Source organism: Candidatus Sphingomonas colombiensis (assembly GCA_029202845.1).
GTDB classification, from domain to species: Bacteria; Pseudomonadota; Alphaproteobacteria; order Sphingomonadales; family Sphingomonadaceae; genus Sphingomonas; species Sphingomonas colombiensis.
In genome coordinates, this window is sequence record CP119315.1 from 456,486 (window position 1) to 473,183 (window position 16,698).

Sequence of the window (16,698 nt, forward strand, 5' to 3'; positions counted from 1 at the left end):
TCCGTTCGCGTAGCACGGCCCCGGTAATGCCCGGGGCCGGTCCACTGGCCGGTTCAGGCTGAATCCGGCCGTTGCCGGGATGCCCCATGACCGAGCCGAAACCTGAATTCCTCTACGAGGAGCACCCCGATCATCCCGGCTGGATGAAATGGGGGTTCAAGGATTCGACGCGCTACAACGCGTTTCTCGGCGATATGATCGTCCGCGTGGAAGACGGCATCGCCCGCGTGCGGATGACGCCTCAGCGGCAGCATTCCAATCTCGCCAATGTCGTGCACGGCGGCGCGATGCTCGGCTTCATCGATGTGTCGCTGTTTGCTGCCGCACGCAGCTTCGGCCTGGTCGCGGCCGGCACCGCCGTGACGCTGGATCTCAACACCCATTTCATCGGCGGCGGCAAGATCGGCGAACCGCTGGAGGCACGGGTGGAGCTTTTGCGCGAAACCGGGCGGATGCTGTTCCTGCGCGGGCTGATCGTGCAGGGCGATGACGGCGACGTGGTGGCCGAATTTTCCGGCACGATCAGAAAGCCCAGCGCGAAACGCTGATCGCGAGCGGGCCGGGTCGCCCCGCTCACCGAGCCGGGGCGACGAATGGAGCAAGTAATTGGGTAAAGTCCTTTCCGCTTATGACGCGCTCGTCGTCGCCGGCGAGTTGCGCCCCGATGCCGAGCAGGGCGCCGCCGCGCGCCGGCTCGACGCTTTGGCGACCGAGCTGGAACATCCGAAGACCAAGGGCCTGTTCCGCCGCCGCCCCGTGCCGCCGCGCGGCATTTATCTGTGGGGCGATGTCGGGCGCGGCAAATCGATGCTGATGGACCTGTTCTTCGCCAATGTCGCGATTGAGCGTAAGCGCCGCGTCCATTTCGGCGAGTTCATGCTCGAGGTTCACGGCCGCATCGCGATCGAGCGTCGCAAGGAACTGGGCGATCCGATCCTCCCCGTCGCCACGGCGCTGGCGGCGGAGGCGCAATTGCTCGCGTTCGACGAAATGATGGTGACCAACTCGCCCGACGCGATGATCCTGTCGCGGCTGTTCACCGCATTGATCGAAATGGGCGTTACCGTCGTCACCACGTCGAACCGCGTGCCGGCGGACCTCTACAAGAACGGGCTCAACCGCGAACATTTCCTGCCGTTCATCGCGTTGATCGAGGAGCGGCTCGACGTGCTCGCGCTCAACGGTCCGGTCGATTACCGCCGCGACCGTCTGGGGCAGCAAGACACGTGGCTGGTCCCCAATGGCGCGAAGGCGACTGCTGAACTGTCCGCCGCCTTCTTCCGCCTGACCGATTATCCGCCCGAGGATCGCGCGCACGTGCCAAGCGAGGAAATCCTCGTGCAGGGCCGCGCGCTGCATGTGCCCAAGGCGTTGAAAGGCGTCGCGGTATTCAGCTTCAAGCGGCTGTGCGGCGAAGCGCGGGGCAGCGCCGATTACCTCGCGATCGCGCGGCGCTTTCACACCGTCATCCTCGTCGGCGTGCCCGTGCTGGGGCCGGAGAACCGCAACGAGGCGGCGCGCTTCGTCAGCCTGATCGATGCGCTATACGAGCATAAGGTGAAGCTGCTCGCCGCCGCCGATGCGCAGCCGGACCAGCTTTATCCGAGCGGAGACGGCCGGTTCGAATTCCAGCGCACGGTCAGCCGGCTGGAGGAGATGCGTTCCGAGGAATATCTCGCGGCGGGCCACGGGAACTGAACCTCGCGACAGACGCTTTCAGGCGAGGACCCGGCGACCAGGCGGAGGATCACCGCTGCCATGAAGCCTGTGGACATGGACGCCGGGCGAGCCACCCCCCTTCCGCCTGAAACGGCAGGATCGGCGGCGCTCAATCGTTTTATTGCTATTGCGAACCAATCTCAGTAAATTCCTTAACCTCCGGGCTTTAAGTGGTTGCCCCGCGCATCGGATGGGCGTAGGCGGCCTAACCATTCATGCCGCAACCACTTACGGAAAGAGGATGGAATGGCCCGCAAGAAGATCGCGCTGATCGGCGCCGGAAATATCGGTGGCACGCTCGCGCATTTGGCGGCCCTCAAGGGGCTTGGTGACATCGTCCTGTTCGACGTGGTCGAAGGCGTGCCGCAGGGCAAGGCGCTCGATCTGTCGCAGTGCGGCCCGGTCGAGGGCTTCGATGCGAAGATCACCGGCACCAACGATTACAAGGACATCGCTGGCGCGGACGTGATCATCGTCACCGCCGGCGTCGCCCGCAAGCCGGGCATGAGCCGCGACGATCTGCTCGGCATCAACCTCAAGGTGATGAAGGCAGTCGGCGAAGGCATCCGCGACAACGCGCCCGACGCATTCGTGATCTGCATCACCAACCCGCTCGACGCGATGGTGTGGGCGTTGCGCGAATTCTCCGGCCTGCCGCACAACAAGGTCGTCGGCATGGCCGGCGTGCTCGACTCGGCGCGCTTCAGCCATTTCCTCGCGGAGGAATTCGGCGTCTCGGTCAAGGACGTGAACACCTTCGTGCTCGGCGGCCATGGCGATACGATGGTGCCGGTGCTCGAATATTCCACCGTCAGCGGCATCCCGGTCAGCGATCTGATCGCGATGGGCTTCTCCACCAAGGAGAAGGTCGATGAGATCGTGAAGCGCACCCGTGGCGGCGGCGGCGAGATCGTCGCGCTGCTCAAGACCGGCTCCGCCTATTACGCGCCCGCCACCAGCGGCATCGCGATGGCCGAAGCCTATCTCTACGACCAGAAGCGCATCCTGCCATGCGCGGCGAACCTGTCGGGCGAATATGGCGTGGACAATCTCTACGTCGGCGTGCCGGTGGTGATCGGCGCGGGCGGCGTCGAGAAGATCGTCGAGGTCAAGCTGTCCGACGAGGCGAAGGCCGGCCTTCAGGTCTCGGTCGACGCGGTGAAGGAACTTCTCGTTGCCTGTAAGGGTATCGACGAAACACTGAAGTGATCGTGCGCCCGGCCGCGTCGACGCGCGGCCGGGCCATCGAAAGACAACAACGGCTCCCGCTCGGGCGGGGGCGCACTCCCGGTCCCCGCCCGCGCGGGGACGCAATATATTGGGAACCCGCATGAGCATTCTCGTCGACAGGAACACCAAGGTCATCACCCAGGGGATGACCGGCAAGACCGGCACCTTCCACACCAAGGCCGCGCTTGATTACGGCACGCAGATGGTCGGCGGTGTTACGCCGGGCAAGGGCGGCACGATCCACGAAGAACTCGGCCTGCCGAACTTCGACACCGTCGCGGAAGCCGTCGCCAAGACCGGCGCGACCGCCAGCGTGATCTATGTCCCGCCGCCCTTCGCCGCGGATTCGATCCTCGAGGCGATCGACGCCGAAGTGCCGCTGATCGTCACGATCACCGAAGGCATTCCGGTGCTCGACATGGTGAAGGTGAAGCGCGCGCTTTCCGGCTCCAAGTCGCGCCTGATCGGCCCGAACTGCCCGGGCGTGCTGACGCCGGGCCAGTGCAAGATCGGCATCATGCCGGGCAACATCTTCAAGCAGGGCTCGGTCGGCGTCGTCTCGCGTTCCGGCACGCTGACCTATGAAGCGGTGTTCCAGACCTCGAACGCCGGCCTCGGCCAGACGACGGCGGTGGGCATCGGTGGCGATCCGGTCAACGGCACGAACTTCATCGACGTGCTCGAGCTGTTCCTCGCCGACGAGGCCACCAAGTCGATCATCATGATCGGTGAGATCGGCGGATCGGCCGAAGAGGAAGCCGCGCAGTTCCTTCGCGACGAGGCGAAGCGCGGCCGCAAGAAGCCGATGGCCGGCTTCATCGCGGGCCGCACGGCGCCTCCGGGCCGCCGCATGGGCCACGCCGGCGCGATCGTGTCGGGCGGCCAGGGCGGCGCCGAGGACAAGATCGCTGCGATGGAAGCAGCAGGCATCAAGGTTGCGGCGAGCCCGAGCGAACTCGGCTCGACGCTGCTTGAGGTGCTGAAGGGCTAAATTGATGTGTCAGGCCGCCGTCCCCGGCGCAGTGCGGGGGAGCCGGCGGCCTGAGGCTCCGGCACCTGCCGGGGCGGCGGAGTGAAGCTGAAATGGGCTACGAAGGCCAGGATTTCTCGGATATCGCAGGCGGCGTTTCGCCCGCGTTCATCGACGCGCTCTATGCGCGCTACAAGACCGCGCCGGACAGCGTAGAGCCGGGCTGGCGCAGTTTCTTCGAGGGGCTGGAGGGCGCCGCTACCGGCCCCTCGTGGGAAAGCGACCGCTGGCCGCTTACCACGACCGACGACCTGACGGCGGCGCTCGACCCAACGCAGATGGAGCCGGCGCCGAAGCCCGCCAAGGGTAAGCCCGCCGCCGCGGCTGCTTCGGCCCCTGCCCCCAGCCAGGACGCGATCGTCAAGGCCGCGGCCGATGCGATCCGCGCGCAGATGCTGATCCGCACCTATCGTGTGCGCGGCCATCTCGCGTCCAATCTCGATCCGCTGGGCCTGTCCGGCCTGCGCGAGTTGCCGGCCGATCTCACCACGGAATATCACGGCTTCTCCGATGCCGATCTCGATCGCCCGGTCTATCTCGGCGGCGCGCTTGGCCTGCAATGGGCGAGCGTGCGCGAGCTCGTCCAGATCCTGCGCGCCAATTACTGCGGCAACGTCGGCCTTGAATATATGCACATCGCCGACGTGGAGGAGCGCCGCTTCCTCCAGGAGCGCATGGAGGGCAAGGACAAGGCGATCCAGTTCACCGCCGACGGCAAGAAGGCGATCCTGAACAAGGTGATCGACGCCGAGCAGTGGGAAAAGTTCCTCGGCCGCAAATATGTCGGCACGAAGCGCTTCGGCCTCGATGGCGGCGAATCGATGATCCCGGCGCTGGAAAGCGTGATCAAATATGGCGGCCAGATGGGCGTCAACGAGATCGTCTATGGCATGGCGCACCGCGGCCGGCTGAACGTGCTCGCCAACGTCATGGCGAAGCCGCTGCGCGTGATCTTCCACGAATTCGCCGGCGGCTCGGCCAACCCCGATGATATCGGCGGCTCGGGCGACGTGAAATATCACCTCGGCACCTCCACCGACCGCGAGTTCGACGGGCACAAGGTGCATATGTCGCTCGTCGCCAATCCGTCGCATCTTGAGGCGGCGGACCCGGTGGTGCTGGGCAAGACCCGCGCGATCCAGACGATCGCGGGCGATCTGGCCGAACATTCGAAGTCGCTGCCCGTGCTGATCCACGGCGACGCGGCCTTCGCCGGTCAGGGCATCGTATGGGAGTGCTTCGGCTTCTCCGACATTCGCGGTTACAATACCGGCGGTTGCCTGCACTTCGTCATCAACAACCAGATCGGCTTCACCACGAGCCCGCAATTCGCGCGCTCCTCGCCCTATCCGTCCGACGTGGCGAAGGGCGTGCAGGCGCCGATCTTCCATGTGAACGGCGACGATCCCGAAGCCGTTACCTTCGCGTGCAAGATGGCGATCGAATATCGCCAGACCTTCCACCGCGACGTGGTGATCGACATGTGGTGCTATCGCCGCTTCGGCCACAACGAGGGTGACGAGCCGAGCTTCACCCAGCCGCTGATGTACAAGGCGATCCGCAGCCATCCGCCGGTGAGCGAGATTTACGGCCAGCGCCTGATCGCCGAAAAGGTCGTGGATCAGGCGTGGATCGACGAAACCGTCAAGCAGCAGACCACGCTGCTCGAAGGTGAGTTCGAGGCGGGCGCGAGCTACAAGCCGAACAAGGCGGACTGGTTCGCCGGTCGCTGGTCCGGCCTGTCCGTTCCGGCCGATCCCGAGAGCGCGCGACGCATCGTCGACACCGGGCTGGAGCCGAAGCTGTTCGACGCGCTCGGCCGGCTGCTGACCACCGTTCCCGGACTCGATCTCGATCCACAAGACGCTGGCGCGCGTGCTCGACGCCAAGCGCGAGATGTTCCGCTCGGGCCAGGGCTTCGACTGGGCGACAGGCGAAGCGCTGGCTTATGGCGCGCTGCTGTCGGAGGGCTATGGCGTCCGCCTTTCGGGGCAGGATTCGGGCCGCGGCACCTTCTCGCAGCGCCATGCCGTGTGGGTCGACCAGAATGACGAGCACAAATACGTGCCGCTGGCGAACGTCGAACACGGCCGGTTCGAGGTGCTCGACAGCCCGCTCTCCGAATATGGCGTGCTCGGCTTCGAGTACGGCTATGCGCTCGCCGATCCCAAGACGCTGGTGCTGTGGGAGGCGCAGTTCGGCGACTTCGCCAACGGCGCACAGATCATGATCGACCAGTTCATCGCGCGCGGCGAAGCCAAGTGGCTGCGCGCCAACGGCCTCGTCATGCTGCTGCCGCACGGTTATGAGGGACAAGGGCCGGAGCATAGCTCCGCACGGCCGGAGCGTTTCCTCCAGCTGTGCGCTGGCGATAATATGCAGGTCGCGAATTGCACCACGCCGGCGAACTATTTCCACCTGCTCCGCCGGCAGATGCACCGTTCGTTCCGCAAGCCGCTGGTGGTGTTCACGCCGAAATCGCTGCTGCGTCACAAGATGGCGGTATCGAGCGCGGCTGACTTCATCGGCGACAGCCACTTCCGCCGCATCCTGTCCGATCCGTCGGCCCCGGCTGACGTGGATACGAAGCGGGTCGTGCTGTGCACCGGCAAGGTCGCTTACGATCTGATCGAAGCGCGCGACGCGGCGGGTGACAAGAACACCCAGATCATCCGCATCGAACAGCTCTATCCCTTCCCGGGAGACCCGCTGACGGTGCGGCTGGCGCGGATGCCGAACCTCGAAGAGGTGATCTGGGCGCAGGAAGAACCGCGCAACAACGGTTACTGGTTCTTCGTCGAGCCCTATATCGAACAGGCGCTGATCAACGCGAACGTCCCGGTGAAGCGCCCGCGCTACGCCGGCCGCGCCGCCGCGGCATCGCCGGCAACCGGGCTGATGAAGCGCCACCAGGCCGAACAGGGCGCGCTCGTCGCCGATGCGCTCGGCCACAATGTTCGCGAGGAAATCCGCCGTACCCGCGAAGGCGATTCGGCGAAGAAGACCGGCAACGCCGGCGCATGACGTTCCGTTGCCCCGGCGCTTGCCGCCGGGGCCTCACAGTGACAGCAATATCCCGGCTTGAGCAGGGATGACGAGGTAGAGATGGCAATCGAAGTTCTGGTCCCCACGCTGGGCGAATCGATCACCGAAGCGACGCTGGGCGAATGGCTCAAGCAACCCGGCGACAAGGTCGCGGCTGACGAGCCGATCGCCAGCCTCGAAACCGACAAGGTTTCGGTGGAAGTCCCCTCGCCCGTCGCGGGCGTGATGGGCCAGCATGCCGTGCAGGTCGGCGATACGGTGCAGGTCGGCGCGATGATCGCGACGATCGAGGCTGGCGCCGCCGCTGCGCCTGCGCCTGCGCCTGCGCCCGCCGCTGCCGCCGCTGCGGCTCCGGCGCCAACCGCGGTGGAACCGGCCGGCGACACCGCCTGCCGCTTTGTCGCCGTCGGTGCGCCGCGCCGTGCTCGAGCATGGCGTCGATCCCGCGACGATCAAGGGCACCGGCAAGGACGGGCGCCTGACCAAGGAAGACATCGACGCCGCCGCCGCGACCGCCAAGGCCGCGCCTGCGGTTGCCGCGCCAGCCGCGCCGTCGGTCGCCTCCCCGACCGGCCGCAAGGAAGAGCGCGTACGCATGACGCGCCTGCGCCAGACGATCGCCAAGCGCCTGAAGGAAGCGCAGAACACCGCCGCGATGCTCACCACGTTCAACGATGTGGACATGACCGCGGTGATGGAAGCGCGCGTCAAGTATAAGGACCTGTTCGAGAAGAAGCACGGCGTTCGCCTCGGCTTCATGGGCTTCTTCGTGAAGGCCGCGTGCATGGCGCTGAAGGATATTCCGTCGGTCAACGCCTCGATCGAGGGCGATGAGATCATCTATCACGATTATGCCGATATCTCGGTCGCGGTCTCCGCGCCGAACGGGCTGGTCGTGCCGGTGATCCGCGATGCCGATCAGCTCACCGTCGCCGGGATCGAAAAGACGATCGGCGATTTCGGCCGCCGCGCCAAGGACGGCACGCTGAAGATGGACGAGATGAAGGGCGGCACCTTCACGATCTCGAACGGCGGCGTGTTCGGTTCGCTGATGTCCACCCCGATCATCAACCCGCCGCAGTCGGCCGTACTCGGCCTGCACCGGATCGAGGATCGCCCCGTCGTCCGCAACGGACAGGTCGTGGTGCGCCCGATGATGTATCTCGCATTGAGCTACGATCACCGCCTGATCGATGGCCGCGAGGCAGTGACCTTCCTCGTCGCATTGAAGAACGCGATGGAAGATCCCACCCGCATCCTGATCGATCTCTGATCCTTCCGCCGCCGGCTCCCACAAGGGGCCGGCGGTTTCGGTTTGGGGTGGGGAGCTGGCCGCGTGTCGGGCTACCGCCCGTGCGCGGATAACGATCGTTGAACGAAACCGCGCGTATCGCGCCGCGCCGCCCGCTCGTCAGATCAGCGCTTGGTCTCGCGGAGCGGTTTGAGCGCGGTGCCGCTCAGATACATCATCGTCACCGAAATTTCGGTTACGCCCTGCCCCACCTTCACGGCGGTCTGCTTGGGGGATGGTTTCCTGCCGAAGATGAAATCCCACACCGTCACGCGCGGATTGCCGGAGGCGCCGCCACCGTCCGAGCGATCGGTCTGGTTATTGGCATTCGCGTCATGGCGCACGTCGATCGCGTAAGTGCCCGGTGCCGCGACGGGCATGCAAACGCGGATCGGCTCCGTCCGCGGGGTCGGGATTTCCACTTTGGTCTGCCACTTCACCTTGTCGAACCAGGTCGAGGTATCGCCGCCGAAGGTGCGGACGCGCACCGTGCCGAGGTGGTTTTTCAAACCGGTGATGTTGACGAGGATCGCCGGGCCGCCGCCGGGCGCACAATGCGCCGCATCCGGTCCGAGGATCGAGGGGGTTTCCGCCGCCGCAGGAGCCGCCAGAAGGAGCATTGCTCCCAGCACCGTCATTGAACGATAGGCCATCAGAATGCCTTTGCCGCGAGTTGCGGCAGTTTTGGGGCACAACGCACAATAATTGCCGCGTCAGTTGGCCGCCAGCTTGCGCAGCGCGCCGAGCGCGTCATCCAATCCCTTCGCCCGGGCACGCGTCGCCGCACGGCGGGTCGCGCCGCGCTCCAGCCGATCGAGCAGGGTGCCGATCGACGCGCCGGGCTGATCCACCATCTCGCGCGCTCCGGGAAGCGGAAAGGTTTCGAACCGTTCGCCCCGCTCCTCGGCGGTGATCGGGGATGGCGCCACCGGCATGCTCGACATCGCATCGGGGTCGAAGGCGGCAAGCGGCAGATCGAGATCGTCGGGCAGCGATCGTTCCCGATCGTCCGGCACCGGGCCGTCGCCGGCGATCGGCAATGGTTCGCCAAGCTCGCTGCGCGCGGCGATCGGGCGGCGCGCCGGCGCATCGGGATGGGCGTCCGCGCGGCGCAGCAGCGGCGTCGCGCCAAGTCGCGTGGCGCGACGGGAGCGACGCACGAACAACGATGATGCCATCAGGCGCGGCAACAGCCCAAGCAGCGCGATCAACCCGCCGCCGGCAAGCGCAAGCAACGTCCGCCCCGTCACCCCGATCGGCGGCGCGGCCGCCGGCACCAGCACCGCAATCCGCAAACGTTCGGTTACACTTTCAAGTACCCCCCCAGACGCCCCCGCAATCAGGCCGGCCGCGACCAGCCCGACAGCCAGCGAAAAGACCGGGAGAATTCTCTTCATGCTGAGCTGCTTGTAGCGGTTATTTGCGACCATGACTCGTCCATACGCCCGGCTTTGGTCAGCCGTTGGTAAACCGGTTCGTAACGAGAAATATTTGACAACCAGTTACGCTCCGCCTCGACGAAAGCGCGCGCGCGTTTGCGGCGCGCGTCCCAATCGCCCCGATCGGCAAGCAACGCGGCCAGCGCAGTTGCGATCGCCTGCGGATTGTCCGCTGCGAACAGCGCGCCGGTATCGCCGTCGCGGATCAGTTCGCGGTGGCCGCCCACATCGGATGCCGCGACCAGCCGCCCTTGCGCCATCGCCTCCAGCGGCTTCAGCGGCGTAACGAGATCGGTCAGCCGCATCCGTTTGCGCGGATAGGCCAGCACGTCGATCAGCCCATAATATCGCTCGACCTGATCATGCGGCACGCGGCCGACAAAGCGGATGCGATCCGCCACGGAAGACGCCGCCGCCTGCACGCGCAGCACCTGCTCCATCGGGCCGCCGCCTACCAGCAGCAGCTGCGCCTCGGGTCGCGCCGCGACCAGCGCCGGCATCGCCGCGATCAGATCATCCAGTCCCTCATAATCGTAGAAGCTGCCGATAAAGCCGATCGTGTCTCCTTCGAGCCCGAGTTCCGCCGCAAGCGCATTGTCGCGCGGCCCTGGCGCGCCGAACAGGCCGAGATCGACGCCGTTGGGCGACACCATGATCTTCTCGTGATCGATTCCGCGCGCGACAAGATCGTCGCGCAGCCCCTCGCAAATCACCGCCACCGCGTCGGCGCGACGCACGGCCCACGTCTCGAGCGCGCGGGTTGCGCGATAACGGGCCGATCCCTCGCGGCCGGTGCCATTGCCAACCGCGGCATCTTCCCAAAATGCCCGTATCTCGTAGACCAGCGGCAACCCCCGCCGCCGCGCAACGCGCAACGCGGCGAGCGCGCCGAGCACCGGCGAATGCGCATGGAGCACGTCGGGACGAAACTGCTCGACCACCGCGTTGATACGGCGTGAAAAGGCAGCGATCTCCGTCAGTTCTCCGATGGGCGCGGGGAGCGCGCGCGGCGGAACGGTGCGGTGGAAGTCTATTCCATCCACGCGCTCGAACGCAGCCTCGGTCTGCCCCTGTCGCGGCCCGGTAACGGCCGCCACTTTCCATCCACGCGCCATCTGCGCGGTCAGGATCGCACGGGTGCGGAAGGTGTAACCGCTGTGTAGCGGTAAGCCATGATCGAGAACGTGGAGAATACGCATCACGCGCAAGCTCTTGCCACGCGATCATTTAACGCCGCGTCAACCGCATCGCCGTTAGAGGCGTATCAACCGCACCGGACGCAGCAAGATGGAACGCAGGCGCAGATGATCGACAATTTCGCGTTAGGCCTGACGCACGGTTTGATGCTGCTCGCCGCATTCCTGCTGCTGCGGCGGCCTGATCTCGATCGCGAGCCTTCTCCGCATGATGAAGCGCCGCGCAAGGGGCACCGCCCGCGTGCGTGATCTTGCCTTCATTGGTTTTCTGGTCGCTTTGCTCGGCATGGGGCTGCGGCGGCCGTTCCTGTTTGTGCTCGCTTACGTCTATATCGACATCGTCTCGCCGCAGCGGCTGACTTATATGCTGCTCAACAGCGTGCCGATCTCGCTGATCGCGGTGGCGTTGGCGGTCGGCGGATGGCTGTTGTTCGACGACAAGAGCGATTCACGATTCGCACCCCGCCAGGCGCTCATCCTATTGCTGATGCTCTATTGCGGTCTCACCACGCGCAGTGCTGATTTTCCGGTGGATGCGCTCGATAAGTGGGATTGGGTTTGGAAGGCGCTGGTTTTCGCCGCCTTCCTGCCACTCACTTTGCGCACTCGGTTGCGGATCGAGGCGCTGCTGCTGTTTATGACCTTATCGGCGGCGTCCATCATCATCGTCGGCGGAATTAAGACGCTGGCATCGGGCGGCGGCTATGGCGAGCTGAACCTGATGGTCGCCAATAATTCGGGGCTGTACGAGGGCAGTATCATCTCCACCGTCGCGATCTGCATCGTCCCGGTGGTGCTGTGGCTTTCCCGGCATGGCACGTTGTTCGGCACTGGCTGGCGAGCGAAAACTTTCGCCTATGCCCTGATCTTCGCATGCCTGCTGATCCCGGTGGGCACCTCGGCGCGCACCGGATTGCTGTGCATCGCGCTGCTCGCGGTGCTGATGCTGCGCGAGGTGAAGCGGCCGATGCTGTATCTGGGCGCCCTGGCGCTGGCGGGAATGGTCGCGGCGCCGTTCCTGCCATCGGCGTTCAGCGATCGAATGGCGACAATCAAGACCTACAAGGCGGACGAATCCGCCTCCACCCGTATCGCCGTGTGGCAGTGGACGTGGGAATACGCGAAAACCCATCCGTTCGGCGGCGGCTTTGAGGCATATCGCCAGAACCAGATCCGCTATGACACGGTGGCGGTGACGGGCTCGGGCGCATCGACCACCGTCCAGCGCAACCTGACGGTCGACAAGAGCCGCGCCTATCACTCCAGCTATTTCGAGATGTTGGGCGAGCAGGGCTACCCCGGCCTGATCCTATGGCTGATGATCAGCGTGATCGGGCTTATCCGCATGGAGATTGTGCGGCGACGCTATCGTGAGGGGGAATATGCCTGGGGCGGCGCACTGGCCGGCGCGCTACAGCACGCGCATCTGATCTATCTGCTCGGCGGGGCATTCGTCGGGATCGCGTTCCAGCCTTTCATCTACATGCTGCTCGGCGCGCAGATCGGGCTGGACAGCTATCTCCGTCGGCGACAGCAGGAAAGCGCCTGGGGTCGTTCATTCCGCGCCGGCGCCGCGCGCGCGCCGCTCCCAGCTATCACCTGACCAGGACTGTTTCAGGAACCCTACATCACTCCCGCGCATTGGGGAGTATCGATGACAGCGCGAAAAATCGTCTATTGCGATGACAGCAAACCCGGAATTACCCGTCGGAAGGCCGGGCAGCACTGGGCCTATCGCGATGCCGCCGGCCATCACATCACGGATCGGGACGAGATCGACCGGCTGAACGCGATCGCTTTGCCCCCGGCTTATGCCAACGCATGGTTCTGCCCAAAGCCGAACGGCCATATTCAGGCGGTCGGCTGGGATGAGAAAGGTCGCAAGCAATATCGCTATCACCCCGAATTCCGCGAGGCGCAGGAAGCGGCGAAATATGATCGCTGCGCTGAATTTGGCGCCGCGTTGCCCGCATTGCGCCGCAAGGTCGCGGCGGATTTGCGGAAGCGCTCAATGTCGCGCGATCGCGCCGTCGCGGCGGTCGTCCGGCTGCTCGACCAGACGCACATCCGTGTCGGCAACGAAGCCTATACCAAGACGAACCGCAGCTTCGGCGCGACGACGCTGCGCAAACGCCATGCGCGGGTGAAGGGCGCGACCGTGCGGCTGCGCTTTCGCGGCAAGGGCGGGGTCGAGCGCGAATGCGCGCTGACCGACCGCGCGCTCGCGCGCTTCGTTCGCGCTTGCCAGGATCTGGGCGAGCAGCATCTGTTCGCATGGGTTGATAAGGAAGGCGCCGCGCATCCCGTCACCTCCTGCGACGTCAATGCCTATATCCGCGCCGCGACGGGCGAGGATTTCACCGCCAAACATTTCCGCACATGGGGAGCAAGCGTCGCCGCATTCGAGGCGCTGGCTACCGCCGAACGCGAACTGAGCCTGAAAACCATGCTGGAGCCGGTTACCCGCCAACTGGGCAACACTCCGGCGATCGCGCGCAAATCCTATGTCCATCCCGCGCTGATCGGGCTGGTGCGAAACGGGCAAGCCGCATTCCGCAAGACCTTGCGCATGCCCCGCAAGACACGTCACTTGAGCCGCGTCGAACGCGGCCTCATTGCGTTCCTCGAAACCGGAACGCCAGCCGCGCCCGCGGCCTGACTAAAGGAAAGTAGATGAGCAACAGCAGCAGCGCGGCGAAAGCGCCCGTCCTGCCACACCGGGACTGGAACGGGCAGTTCCGTGCGCTTTATGAAACGAGCACCGAATGGTTTGCGACCCATTGGCTGCAGATCGCCATCGCCATCGCGATCGGCATGGTGATCGCCGCCGTGCTGATCTGGGCGCGCAGCTTCGGGCCGAAGCTCGCCAGCCGCAGCACCTCCGGCAAGGGCTGGCCGGCGGTGTTCGGGCGCGCGATCCAGCTCACCGGCAATCTGTTCATTGCGTTGCTCGCTGCGAAACTGGTCTCCGGCTATGCCGATGCCCCCCGCCCGGTCGCCAGCACGATCAACTTCCTCTTCACCATCGTCGCGGTGTTTCAGGCAGCGACCTGGGCGCGCGAGGTTATCATCGGCGCGATTGAACGGCGCACGCGATCGGACAATTATTCCGGCGAAGCGTTGATGAGCGCGATGGGCCTGATCCGCATGCTCGTCAGCTTCGCGGTGTTCGCGATCGCGCTGGTAGTCGTACTCGACAATCTTGGGGTGAACGTCACGGGGCTGGTCGCTGGCCTTGGCGTCGGCGGCATCGCGATCGGCCTTGCCGCGCAGGGTATCTTCGCGGACCTGTTCGCCGCGCTCGCGATCATCTTCGATCGCCCGTTCCGGCGCGGGGATTCGATTTCCTATGACACCTCATCTGGCACGGTGGAGGAGATCGGGCTGAAATCCACCCGCGTGCGCGGCAATGACGGCGAGCAGCGGATCATCTCGAACCGCAAATTGCTCGACAAGGAGATCCTCAACCTGTCCAAGCGCGACTATCGCCGCACCAAATTCGTTGTGCGGCTCGCGTTCGAAACACCGACGGAGAAGCTCGAACGCTTCCCCGCGCTGGTGAAGCAGGTGATCGAGGGATGCGGTCTGCTCTATATCCGCTGCGGCTTCATCCAGTTCGCACCGTCCAACCTCGATTTCGAAATCTATTTCGACAGCGAATCTGCCGATTACGCGGCGTTTTTCGAGGCGCGGCACAAGGTAGGTATCGCGCTGCTCAAAATGTGCGAGGAACAGGGCATCACAATTCCCTATCCCACCCAGTCCAGCGTCGCCCTCGCACCCGACGGGCATCGCATCATGCCCTATCCCGATATGGCGCCAGGCACAGTTGCGCCCTCTGCCGGATAGCCACCCGCAGGCGCGTTTTCGAACATCCGGTTCGCGCCGTCCGCCCGCGTGCATCTGGTGGCATCGGCAATTTTAAAGCCTCCGGTCGGGGAGACTTGCGACCGCTAGCGTTCCGCGCCTAGAGGAAGCCGGATCGCGCTTCGGCGCAGCCTAACCAGTGGAGGGTTCGTGACCATCGATGAGATGAAAGCCAATATCGGCAAGGAAACCGTGTCCGACTGGATCGAGGTGTCGCAGGACATGATCAACAAATTCGCCGACGCCACCGGCGACCATCAGTTCATCCACGTCGACCCCGAGCGCGCGAAGCTAACACCGTTTGGAACGACGATCGCGCACGGCTTCCTCACGCTCTCGCTGCTGCCGCTGATGTCGGCGAAGAATCCTGATGCGCCGCGTCTGGATGGCGTGAAAATGGGCGTCAATTACGGTGGCAATAAAGTGCGCTTCCTCGCGCCGGTGCCATCGGGCTCGCGCGTTCGCGGCCGTTCGAAGATCACCGAATTCGAAGAAAAGCGCCCCGGCCAGTTCCAATATACCACCGAGACCACGGTCGAGATCGAAGGTTCCGACAAGCCCGCGATGATTGCCGAATGGATTACGCAGGTGTTCGTCTGAGCCCTGTGGCCGGCGATTGATATTCCCCTCCCCGGGAAATCCATGTTTCAGGAGAATTAAGCCATGCGTTCCGCCGTTATCGTTTCCACCGCCCGCACCCCGATCGGCCGCGCCTATCGCGGGGCGTTCAACAACACGCTGTCGCCGACGCTCGCCGGCCATGCGATCCGCGCCGCTGTGGAGCGCGCCGGAATCGACGGCGCCGAGGTGCAGGACGTGGTGCTCGGCGCTGCGCTCCAGCAAGGCGCGCAGGCAACCAACATCGCACGCACCGCGCTGCTGCGCGGCGGCTTGCCGGTGTCGGTTTCGGGCATGTCGCTCGATCGCCAGTGCGCATCTGGCCTGATGGCGATCGCCACCGCGGCGAAGGAAATCATTATCGACAATATGGACGTCGCGATCGGCGGCGGCGTTGAGTCGATCAGCATTGTTCAGACCCCGCAGATGCGCGTGCAGCCCGATCCCGAACTGATCGCGATGCACAAGGACATCTACATGCCGATGCTCCAGACGGCTGAGGTGGTCGCCAAGCGTTATGGCGTCAGCCGCGATGCGCAGGACGAATATGCCTTCCAGTCGCAGCAGCGCACCGCCGCTGCACAGGCCGCCGGCAAGTTTGACGCCGAAATCATTCCGGTCACCGCGAACATGGCGATCGTGAACAAGGAGACAAAGGAAGTCTCCTATAAGGAAGTCACGCTCGCCAAGGACGAGGGCAATCGCCCGGAAACGACGCTGGAAGGGCTGAAGTCGCTCAACCCGGTGCTCGGCCCGGATCTGAACATCACCGCAGGCAACGCTTCGCAGCTTTCCGATGGCGCATCGGCCAGCGTGCTGATGGAGGAAAAGCTCGCCGAGAAGCGCGGCCTCGCCCCGCTCGGCCGCTATGTCGGCATGGCGGTCGCCGGCACCGAGCCGGATGAGATGGGCATCGGCCCGGTCTTCGCAATCCCGAAGCTGCTTGAGCGCTACAACCTCAAGATGAGCGACATCGGCCTGTGGGAGCTGAACGAGGCGTTCGCGGTGCAGGTGCTCTATTGCCGCGACAAGCTGGGCATCCCGAACGAACTACTCAACGTCAACGGCGGCGCGATCTCTATCGGCCACCCTTATGGCATGTCCGGCGCGCGCATGACCGGCCACGCGCTGATCGAGGGCAAGCGTCGTGGCGCGAAATATGTCGTCGTGACGATGTGCGTCGGCGGCGGCATGGGCGCTGCGGGCCTGTTCGAGGTTCTCTAAGCTCAGCTGAGAAAAGGGGCCGGAAACCGCTCCCTTCCA

13 protein-coding genes and 2 pseudogenes are annotated in these 16,698 nt (G+C 64.9%); 12 read left to right on the forward strand and 3 right to left on the reverse strand.

Annotated elements, in window-relative coordinates; translation table 11 throughout:
• Positions 1-86: 86 nt before the first annotated feature.
• From P0Y64_02210 to odhB, 6 genes and pseudogenes are all read left to right on the forward strand, one after another.
• Positions 87-548 carry a PaaI family thioesterase gene (locus P0Y64_02210; GenBank protein WEK43670.1) on the forward strand — a complete coding sequence of 154 codons (462 nt, stop codon included), beginning with the start codon at positions 87-89 and terminating at the stop codon, positions 546-548.
• Positions 549-606: 58 nt separating this feature from the next.
• Positions 607-1,698 (forward strand): cell division protein ZapE, encoded by a 1,092-nt coding sequence (zapE, locus tag P0Y64_02215; protein WEK43671.1) that lies wholly within the window; start codon positions 607-609, stop codon positions 1,696-1,698.
• A gap of 267 nt (positions 1,699-1,965) precedes the next feature.
• Entirely contained in the window at positions 1,966-2,928 is a 963-nt protein-coding gene (mdh, locus tag P0Y64_02220; GenBank protein ID WEK43672.1) for a malate dehydrogenase, read from the forward strand.
• 121 nt (positions 2,929-3,049) lie between these two features.
• A complete protein-coding gene (gene sucD / locus P0Y64_02225) occupies positions 3,050-3,940 on the forward strand; it encodes a succinate--CoA ligase subunit alpha (protein ID WEK43673.1) in 891 nt (296 codons plus the stop codon).
• A gap of 92 nt (positions 3,941-4,032) precedes the next feature.
• Positions 4,033-7,003 (forward strand): annotated as a pseudogene (locus P0Y64_02230) (2-oxoglutarate dehydrogenase E1 component).
• 81 nt (positions 7,004-7,084) lie between these two features.
• A pseudogene (gene odhB / locus P0Y64_02235) lies at positions 7,085-8,297 on the forward strand (2-oxoglutarate dehydrogenase complex dihydrolipoyllysine-residue succinyltransferase).
• Between the two features lie 143 nt (positions 8,298-8,440).
• Here odhB and P0Y64_02240 read toward each other — a convergent pair.
• The 3 genes from P0Y64_02240 to P0Y64_02250 are packed head-to-tail and all read right to left on the reverse strand — an operon-like array spanning position 8,441 to position 10,953.
• Positions 8,441-8,968: a DUF2141 domain-containing protein gene (locus P0Y64_02240; GenBank protein WEK43674.1), complete on the reverse strand. Its 528-nt coding sequence runs from the start codon at positions 8,966-8,968 to the stop codon at positions 8,441-8,443.
• Between the two features lie 60 nt (positions 8,969-9,028).
• Positions 9,029-9,712, reverse strand: a complete 684-nt coding sequence (locus P0Y64_02245; GenBank protein WEK43675.1) for a hypothetical protein — start codon at positions 9,710-9,712, stop codon at positions 9,029-9,031.
• Positions 9,709-10,953: a glycosyltransferase, exosortase A system-associated gene (locus P0Y64_02250; protein WEK44943.1), complete on the reverse strand. Its 1,245-nt coding sequence runs from the start codon at positions 10,951-10,953 to the stop codon at positions 9,709-9,711. The genes P0Y64_02245 and P0Y64_02250 overlap by 4 nt, the downstream gene beginning before the upstream one ends.
• Positions 10,954-11,058: 105 nt before the next feature.
• Here P0Y64_02250 and P0Y64_02255 point away from each other — a divergent pair, with 105 nt between their 5' ends.
• The 6 genes from P0Y64_02255 to P0Y64_02280 all read left to right on the forward strand — a co-directional run bounded on the left by P0Y64_02255 (position 11,059) and on the right by P0Y64_02280 (position 16,659).
• Complete coding sequence (locus P0Y64_02255) at positions 11,059-11,199, forward strand: hypothetical protein (GenBank protein ID WEK43676.1); 141 nt, start codon at positions 11,059-11,061, stop codon at positions 11,197-11,199.
• Positions 11,192-12,553, forward strand: coding sequence for a putative O-glycosylation ligase, exosortase A system-associated (locus tag P0Y64_02260; protein ID WEK43677.1), 1,362 nt, complete (start codon positions 11,192-11,194; stop codon positions 12,551-12,553). Before P0Y64_02255 ends, P0Y64_02260 begins: the two co-directional genes overlap by 8 nt.
• 51 nt (positions 12,554-12,604) lie before the next feature.
• Positions 12,605-13,609 (forward strand): DNA topoisomerase IB, encoded by a 1,005-nt coding sequence (locus P0Y64_02265; GenBank protein WEK43678.1) that lies wholly within the window; start codon positions 12,605-12,607, stop codon positions 13,607-13,609.
• 14 nt (positions 13,610-13,623) lie between these two features.
• The gene (locus P0Y64_02270; protein WEK43679.1) at positions 13,624-14,799 is read left to right on the forward strand and encodes a mechanosensitive ion channel family protein; all 1,176 of its coding nucleotides are present in this window, start codon (positions 13,624-13,626) and stop codon (positions 14,797-14,799) included.
• A gap of 183 nt (positions 14,800-14,982) precedes the next feature.
• Positions 14,983-15,417: a MaoC family dehydratase gene (locus P0Y64_02275; protein ID WEK44944.1), complete on the forward strand. Its 435-nt coding sequence runs from the start codon at positions 14,983-14,985 to the stop codon at positions 15,415-15,417.
• Between the two features lie 63 nt (positions 15,418-15,480).
• Positions 15,481-16,659 carry an acetyl-CoA C-acyltransferase gene (locus P0Y64_02280; protein ID WEK43680.1) on the forward strand — a complete coding sequence of 393 codons (1,179 nt, stop codon included), beginning with the start codon at positions 15,481-15,483 and terminating at the stop codon, positions 16,657-16,659.
• The last annotated feature ends 39 nt before the right edge of the window (positions 16,660-16,698 follow it).

Excerpts from the sequence above, each read along its gene's own strand:
- P0Y64_02210 (WEK43670.1), top strand. The coding sequence starts at position 87 with ATGACCGAGCCGAAACCTGAATTCCTCTACGAGGAGCACCCCGATCAT.
- mdh (WEK43672.1), top strand. The coding sequence starts at position 1,966 with ATGGCCCGCAAGAAGATCGCGCTGATCGGCGCCGGAAATATCGGTGGC.
- sucD (WEK43673.1), top strand. The coding sequence starts at position 3,050 with ATGAGCATTCTCGTCGACAGGAACACCAAGGTCATCACCCAGGGGATG.
- P0Y64_02240 (WEK43674.1), bottom strand. The coding sequence starts at position 8,968 with ATGGCCTATCGTTCAATGACGGTGCTGGGAGCAATGCTCCTTCTGGCG.
- P0Y64_02245 (WEK43675.1), bottom strand. The coding sequence starts at position 9,712 with ATGAAGAGAATTCTCCCGGTCTTTTCGCTGGCTGTCGGGCTGGTCGCG.
- P0Y64_02250 (WEK44943.1), bottom strand. The coding sequence starts at position 10,953 with ATGCGTATTCTCCACGTTCTCGATCATGGCTTACCGCTACACAGCGGT.
- P0Y64_02255 (WEK43676.1), top strand. The coding sequence starts at position 11,059 with ATGATCGACAATTTCGCGTTAGGCCTGACGCACGGTTTGATGCTGCTC.
- P0Y64_02265 (WEK43678.1), top strand. The coding sequence starts at position 12,605 with ATGACAGCGCGAAAAATCGTCTATTGCGATGACAGCAAACCCGGAATT.
- P0Y64_02270 (WEK43679.1), top strand. The coding sequence starts at position 13,624 with ATGAGCAACAGCAGCAGCGCGGCGAAAGCGCCCGTCCTGCCACACCGG.
- P0Y64_02275 (WEK44944.1), top strand. The coding sequence starts at position 14,983 with ATGAAAGCCAATATCGGCAAGGAAACCGTGTCCGACTGGATCGAGGTG.
- P0Y64_02280 (WEK43680.1), top strand. The coding sequence starts at position 15,481 with ATGCGTTCCGCCGTTATCGTTTCCACCGCCCGCACCCCGATCGGCCGC.